Here is a 7,072-nt window from a genome sequence, read left to right as displayed (position 1 = left end):
GGCCGCGTCCACCGGATCCGCTGTGCGGCGGCCGAGTGCTTTCTAGGGTGGGGCGGGTGCCCTCTCTCACGCCGGTGGCGACGTTCGAAGCTCCCGACCCCGTTCGGGCGGCGCGGTTCTGGGCCGCGCTCCTGAACCGGGAGGCCGTCGACGATCCCGGCGGAGTGTCCCTGCCGGGTGGCCCGGGTCAGCTCGACCTGAGGTTCGTACCGGGCCGGCCGGGCGCGCTCGGCGCGAACCGCGTGCACACGCACCTGACCAGCGTCGACCTCGACGACCAGCAGCGCACGGTGGCGACCGCGCTGGAACTCGGCGGCCACCACCTCGACGTCGGGCAGCGTCCCGAGGAGGGCCACGTCGTCCTGGCCGACCCGGCCGGCTACGAGTTCTGCGTGATCGAACCGGGGAACGCCTTCCTCGCCGGCTGCGGCGTTCTCGGTGAGCTGGCCTGCGACGGCACCCGGGACGTCGGCGTGTTCTGGAGCGCGGCCCTGGGCTGGCCGCTGGTGTGGGACGAGAACGAGGAGACCGCGATCCAGTCGCCCCACGGCGGCACGAAAGTGGCGTGGGGAGGGCCGCCGGTGGCCCCGATCGACCGGCCGGGCCGCCAGCGGCTGGACCTCACCGCGGTCGGCACCGACCCGGAGGTCGAAGCCGACCGTCTGCTCGCACTGGGAGCCACCCGGATGCCGTCCGGTGAGCACCACATCGTCCGGCTGGCCGATCCCGACGGCAACGAGTTCCGGCTGCGAGGTTCCTGACCCCGGCGCCCGCGGCCGGCCGAAGGGCCCACACCGGAGGTTCGCGTGCCCGAGGGCTACCGGGTCAGCGTCTACCCCTCCTAGGCGATCACGCCTTCGGAGCGCAGCTGCTTCTGGGCCTTCCGGAGCGTGCGGATCGCGAACTCGGCCAGCTCCGGACCGTTCGGGTGATCGTCGGTGAAGTCGCGCCGGCCCATGGCCCAGCCGGCCGTCTCGCTCAGCCCGGGGCGTAACGACTCCCGGGACAGCAGCTTGCGGAACGCCTCGCCGACGTCGTCGCGCCGGATCATCGACACCTCGCCCGCGCGTTCGGCGACCGCGCGGAAGCCGTGCTCGACGACGATGATCGCGTCGCCGGCGGGGAAGCTCACGCCGTCGAACTCCATCCCGTCGAACTCGGCGTGACGCAGGTTGTCGGAGAAGAACGACACCCCGCGCAGCACGGCGGGCGCGCGGTCGTCGCGGGTCCGGCGGCCCAGGAAACGTACGCCGGACAGCCCGCCGAGGAACCGGCACCGGTCGAACGAACAGCGGGTGAAGGCGACGCTCGACAGCGCCGGGAACGTGGTGTGGGTGAACGTCGCGCGCTCGGCGGCGAGGTGCGCGAACTTGCTCCCGACCAGGTCGACCGACTCCCACGCGGAGCCGGCCACGACCACGTCACGCAGGTCGGCGCGGCGCACTGTCGACCCGGCCAGCGACCCGCCCACGATCACCGCGGCCGACAGGTCGGCGCCGTCGAGACGGCACTGCGTCCACCGGACGTCGGTCAGGCGCGCCTCCGGGAGCGACGCGTAGCTCAGGTCGAGGCCGGTGAGCTGCGCCCCGGTCGCGACCAGCCCGGCCGCGGGAAGCCCTCGCAGGTCCAGCAGGCCGTCGACGGTCGCCAGCCCCAGGTCGTCGAGCGAACGACCGGTGGCCAGCCGTTCGACGACGTGGCGTGCGGACTCGGGATGCCAACGGCGCACGCACGGCAGCATGCCAGCTCCGCGTGCGGACCGTCGCTCAAACCGTGAGATAGCGACCGGCGAGGAGCAGCATCACCTGGAGCTGGATGGTGTCGCCGTAGTAGTTGCCGCGTTCGACGTCGTTGGCGGCCAGTTTCGTCCAGAGCGCGTCGAGCCACCGCTGGCCGTCCGGGTCGGTCATCGCGCTGACCGCCAGCGGCGCCCAGAACGCGTTCGACGCGTCGGCGTCCTCGCGGGTGCCGTCGAGGCGGTATCCCGACCCGACCCGGCCCGGGTCGCCCCCGGTGGTGGACCGGAACCACGCGTCGATCGTGCGTGCCGCGGACGTGGACGACGGGTCACCGGTCAGCACGGCGTCGGTGCCGAGGCGCCACGGCACCCGGCAGGCGTTGAACGAGTAGTCGCCGTCGTTCGCGGTCTCCAGCACCTTGCCGCGGACCGGTTCGATCCCGTCGCCGGTGGTGCGGGCGAAGTCGGGCAGCAGGCCGGTGCCGGGGTCGCGCAGGTCGGCGACCGCGCGCTGGTGGGCGTCGGCGACCGTCGACCAGGCGTCGTCGCCGGTCGCGTCCCGGAAGACCCGGAAGTAGTACGGCATCCAGTCCGACGTCCTGGTCGTCGCGTACAGCTGCGCGTCGACGGTCGTGTCCCAGTCGCCCAGCAGCATCAGGTCCGTCGAGGGGTTGACGGTCCTGGCCTTCACCGCCCGGATCCGTTTGACGGCCAGGTCGCGGTAGTCGACGTCGCCGTCGCTGCCCCAGAGCCGGTCGGCGAGGAGCAGGCCGTAGGCGATGTCCATGTCGCCGTCGGTGGCCGAGTCGCCGCCGGCCTTGTCGACGCAGTCGCCGTCCTGCTCGGCGGCCATCAGGTCGGGTGTCCGCGTCGACGGGTGGTCCAGGACGTAGGTGAGCAGCCCGTCGAAGAGGTCCCGCGCGTCCGGGTCGGCCCGCGACATCATCGCGGCGATCGTCAGCCCGTAGCCCTGGGCCTCGGAGACGAACGGGTACGCCGCGTCGGGGGAGTAGATCTGGTAGGCGCCGTCGCCGCAGTCCTCGTGGACGTACTCGTCCTTCCAGGCCCGGTAGAAGTCGATCAGGGCACGGTCCCGGTCGTCCTGCGGGGCCGACGGCCGGATCGCCGCGTGCGGCGGCGCGGCCGGTGTCCCGGAGAACGACAGCTCCGGTTCGTCGGAGGAGCAGGCGCCGACCGTCACGAGGAGCGCGACGGCCACCAAGATCCGGATACGAAGGGATGATCCGGCCACCCGTGCAGACTACGGTACGCCGGTCCGTTCGTCGGAGCCGACCAGCCACCCCCGCGAACTCGTCGTCCACGACGAACAGCTGACCGGCGGACCTGCCTACCATCACCGCGCATGGGCGATCTAGACGACATCCGAAGCTGGCTCGACGACGAGCTTCCGGCGATGCTCGCGAAGTACGACGTACCGGCCGCGGGCTGGGCCGTCGTACGCGACGGTGAGGTCGTGGACGGCGCCGCCGGTGTGCTCAACACGGCCACCGGCGTGGACGCCACCGCGGACTCGGTCTTCCAGATCGGGTCGATCACCAAGCTGTGGACCAGCACGCTGGTGCTGCAGCTGGTCGACGAGGGGACGGTCGGCCTCGACCGGCCGATCCGCGAGTACCTGCCGGACTTCCGGATCGCCGACGAGCAGGCCGCGCAGCGGATCACGGTCCGCCACCTGCTCGACCACACCGCCGGGTTCGAGGGCGACATCTTCCTCGACACCGGGTTCGGGGACGACTGCGTGGAGAAGTACGTCGCCGGTCTGCACGACGTGCCGCAGCTGTTCCCCCCGGGCGAACAGTTCTCCTACAACAACGCCGGCTACTGCGTGCTCGGACGCCTGATCGAGGTCGTCCGGGGCAAGTCGTTCGACGCCTGCCTGCGCGAGTACCTGATCACGCCGCTCGGGCTCACCCACGCCGCCACCGACGCCTACGAGGCGATCAGGTTCCGCGCCGCGATGGGGCACGTCGAGGCCGAGCGCGGCGCGGGCTACGAACCCGCTCCGGTCTGGGCGATGTACCGGTCGAACGCCCCGGCCGGCGCGATGCTCTCGATGCGTGCCCGGGACCTGGTCACGTTCGCCCGGATGCACCTGGACGACGGCCGCGTCGGCGAGCGGCAGGTGCTGGCCCCCGGTACCGCGGCGCTCATGCGTGAGCGGCAGGTCGACCTGCCCGAGCTCGGCCTGATGGGCACGTCCTGGGGGCTCGGCTTCGAGCGGTTCGACTTACCGGGCACCACTGTCGTCGGCCACGACGGCAACACGATCGGGCAGGCCGCGTTCCTGCGGATGGTCCCCGGTACCGGGGTGGCGGTCGCCCTGCTGACCAACGGCGGCGACGCGATGTCGCTGTACAAGGACGTCGTCGGGGGCGCGCTGAACCGGTTGACCGGGGTGGAGCTGCCGGGCTCACCGGTGCCACCGGCCGACCCACCGACGATCGACGCCGAGCGGTTCCTCGGCACCTACTCCGCGTCCGTCTTCGACCTCACGGTCAGCCAGGACGACGACCGGCGGATCTGGATCGAGCAGACCCCCAAGGGTTTCCTCGCGGAGATCGGCGGGCGGGCCGAGCGCACCCAGCTCGTGCCCTACCGCGACGACATGCTGATCCCGGTCGAGGCCGACCGCGGCATGTTCATGCCCCACGCGTTCCTGGGCGACGACGGCACGGGTCACGCGCTCTACCTCCATCTCGGACGCGCCATCCGCCGCGCGGGAACGGACTGACCAATGAAGCGCACCAGGATGGTCTCCTACGGCCTGTGTCTGACGCTGGCCCTCGCCGGCTGCTCGGGCGCGGCGAACAACGGCCCCGGCGACGGCGCCCCGGTCGTCGAGGGCGGCACGTTCACGCTGGGTCTCTCCTCCGACCCGGGCGCCCTGGACCCGCAGATGGGCGCGGGCACCTCGCTCTTCACCGTGACCCAGTTCGCCTACGACCCGCTGGTCAGCGTCGACGGCGAGAGCGGCGAGATCCGCTCGGCGCTGGCGAAGTCGTGGAAGGCCGAGGGCACGACGGTCGAGCTGACCCTCAACGAGGGCATCACCTGCGACGACGGCAGCGCGCTCACCGCGACCGCGGTGGCCGACAACCTCAACTTCGTGGCCGACCCGAAGAACAGCAGCCCGTTCCTCGGCGTCTTCCTGCCGGCCGGGGTCAAGGCCGCCGGCGACGACGCGAGCCGGGTCGTGACGCTCACGCTGGCGCAACCGGCGCCGTTCGTGCTCAACGGGCTGGCGAGCCTGCCGATCGTGTGCCCGAGCGGGCTGAAGAACCGGGCCGCGCTGACCAAGACGACGTCCGGCACCGGCCCCTACAAGCTCGTCGAGGCCGCCCCCGGCGACCACTACACCTACCAGGTCCGCGACGGGTACACCTGGGGCCCGGACGGCGCGACGACCGCGACCAAGGGCATGCCCGAGACCGTCGTGGTGAAGATCGTGGAGAACGAGTCGACCGCGGCGAACCTGCTGGTCTCCGGCGGCCTGAGCGCCGCGCAGGTGGCGGGGCCGGACTCGGCGCGGCTGGAGAAGGCGGGCCTGTTCACCGCCGAGTCGCCCGCGCTGAGCGGGGAGCAGTGGTACAACCACGCCAAGGGGCGCGTCACCGACGACCCGACCGTGCGCCTCGCGCTCACCAGGGCGCTCGACCTGGCCCAGCTGCAGAAGGTGCTGACGTCGGGCAAGGGCAGCGCCCCCACCGTCCTGGCGACGAACGCCCCGATCGCCTGCCCCGGGGACTCGGTCTCCCAGTCGCTGCCGTCGCACGACCCGGCCGCGGCCGCCACGCTGCTCGACCAGGCCGGCTGGACGAAGGGCGCCGACGGGATGCGCGCCAAGGCCGGCAAGCCGCTCGCGCTCACGTTCCTGTACCAGAACACCAGCGGCAGCGGTGGTAACGCGGCCGCCGAGCTCGCGGTGAAGCAGTGGAAGGCCGTCGGCGTCGACGCCACCGCGAAGAGCCAGAACGAGACGACGCTGACCGGCACGATCTTCGGCGCCGGCGACTGGGACGTGGCCTGGGTGTCGCTCAACGTCAACAGCCCGGACCAGCTGGTGCCGTTCCTCTCCGGCCCGGCCGCGCCGAAGGGCACGAACTTCGCCGCGATCGCCGACGCGGACTACACCAAGGCCGTCACCGCGGCCGCCGCGCTCCCGGGCACCGAGGGCTGCGACAAGTGGCTCGCGGCCGAGTCGGGCCTGATCGCCAAGGCCTCGATCGTGCCGTTCGCCAACACGACCGTCCGGACGTTCGGCAAGGCGGCGAAGTTCGAGACACCCGGCCAGCTCGTCCCGACCAGCATCCGGATGCTGGCGAAATAGCATGTCGGCCACACTGACCCTCCGACCCCTGCCCACGGCGAGCCCGTGGGTGGGGTTCGGCGTGCGGCGCGTGGGGCGGCTGATCGTCTCGCTCTGGGTGCTGGTGACCGCGTCGTTCGCGATGATCCACCTGATCCCCGGCGACCCGGTGCGCGGCGCGCTCGGCCCCACCGCACCGGCCGAACTGGTCGAGGCGCGCCGCGAGGCGCTGGGGCTCAACGACCCGCTGGTGCAGCAGTACCTGAACTACCTCAAGGGACTGTTCACCGGTGACCTGGGCACGTCGCTGACGTCCCGGCTGCCGGTGTCCGACGTCGTCGCCCAGCGCCTGCCCGCCACGCTGATGCTCGCCGTGCTGGCGTTCGTGCTGGCCGTGCTCATCGCGGTCCCGCTGGGCGTCGCGATGGGCGTGCTGACCCGGCGGGGGCACGGCCGGCGCACCGAGGTGGCGTTCACCACGACGAGCACGATCGTCGCGACGGTCCCCGACTTCCTGATCGGCGTCGCGCTGGTGTACCTGTTCGGCATCCGGTTCGCGCTCTTCCCGATCGCCGGGAACGACACCCCGGCGTCGTACGTGCTCCCGGTGTTCTCGCTCGCGATCGGACCGGCGGCGATCCTCTCCCGGATCGTGCGGGTCGAGATGGCCGCGGTGCTGGAGGCCGACTTCGTGCGCACGGCCAGGGCCAAACGGCTCCCGGCCCGCACGGTCTACCTGGGCCACGCGCTGCCCAACGCGGTCACCGGCGCGCTGACGCTCGGCGGCCTGCTGCTCAGCGCGATGGTCGCAGGCACGGTGCTGGTCGAGAACGTGTTCGCGTGGCCGGGGCTGGGCAGCACGATCGTCCAGTCGATCCTGGCCAAGGACTACCCGGTGGTGCAGGCGATCGTCCTCGTGTACGGCGTCGGGGTGCTCGTCACGAACCTCGTCGTCGACGTCATCCTCGCCGTGCTCGACCCACGCTCGACGATCCGGGAGGGCTGAG

At 72.0% G+C, this 7,072-nt stretch carries 6 protein-coding genes; 4 read left to right on the top strand and 2 right to left on the bottom strand.

The window, feature by feature from the left end; genetic code table 11:
- The first annotated feature begins 56 nt into the window (after positions 1 to 56).
- Positions 57 to 761: a VOC family protein gene (locus ABD437_RS13205; protein ID WP_344649086.1), complete on the top strand. Its 705-nt coding sequence runs from the start codon at positions 57 to 59 to the stop codon at positions 759 to 761.
- An 80-nt stretch (positions 762 to 841) separates the two neighbouring features.
- Here the strand turns inward: ABD437_RS13205 and ABD437_RS13200 are convergent, their stop codons facing one another.
- Positions 842 to 1,729 (bottom strand): pentapeptide repeat-containing protein, encoded by an 888-nt coding sequence (locus tag ABD437_RS13200; protein WP_344649085.1) that lies wholly within the window; start codon positions 1,727 to 1,729, stop codon positions 842 to 844.
- Between the two features lie 37 nt (positions 1,730 to 1,766).
- The gene (locus ABD437_RS13195) at positions 1,767 to 2,957 is read right to left on the bottom strand and encodes a family 8 glycosyl hydrolase (RefSeq protein ID WP_344649084.1); all 1,191 of its coding nucleotides are present in this window, start codon (positions 2,955 to 2,957) and stop codon (positions 1,767 to 1,769) included.
- 144 nt (positions 2,958 to 3,101) lie between these two features.
- Here ABD437_RS13195 and ABD437_RS13190 point away from each other — a divergent pair, with 144 nt between their 5' ends.
- From ABD437_RS13190 to ABD437_RS13180, 3 genes are read left to right on the top strand one after another with little or no spacing between them, the layout of a single operon-like run.
- Positions 3,102 to 4,490 (top strand): serine hydrolase domain-containing protein, encoded by a 1,389-nt coding sequence (locus ABD437_RS13190; RefSeq protein ID WP_344649083.1) that lies wholly within the window; start codon positions 3,102 to 3,104, stop codon positions 4,488 to 4,490.
- Positions 4,491 to 4,493: 3 nt separating this feature from the next.
- Positions 4,494 to 6,086, top strand: coding sequence for an ABC transporter substrate-binding protein (locus tag ABD437_RS13185; protein ID WP_344649082.1), 1,593 nt, complete (start codon positions 4,494 to 4,496; stop codon positions 6,084 to 6,086).
- 1 nt (position 6,087) lies between these two features.
- Complete coding sequence (locus ABD437_RS13180; protein ID WP_344649081.1) at positions 6,088 to 7,071, top strand: ABC transporter permease; 984 nt, start codon at positions 6,088 to 6,090, stop codon at positions 7,069 to 7,071.
- The last annotated feature ends 1 nt before the right edge of the window (position 7,072 follow it).

The organism is Cryptosporangium japonicum, assembly GCF_039524755.1.
In the GTDB taxonomy this organism is placed as follows: domain Bacteria; phylum Actinomycetota; class Actinomycetes; order Mycobacteriales; family Cryptosporangiaceae; genus Cryptosporangium; species Cryptosporangium japonicum.
This window is presented reverse-complemented; position numbering and strand designations above follow the sequence as displayed.

Coding starts and splice junctions, on each gene's coding strand:
- ABD437_RS13190 (WP_344649083.1), top strand. CDS start 3,102: ATGGGCGATCTAGACGACATCCGAAGCTGGCTCGACGACGAGCTTCCG.
- ABD437_RS13185 (WP_344649082.1), top strand. CDS start 4,494: ATGAAGCGCACCAGGATGGTCTCCTACGGCCTGTGTCTGACGCTGGCC.
- ABD437_RS13180 (WP_344649081.1), top strand. CDS start 6,088: ATGTCGGCCACACTGACCCTCCGACCCCTGCCCACGGCGAGCCCGTGG.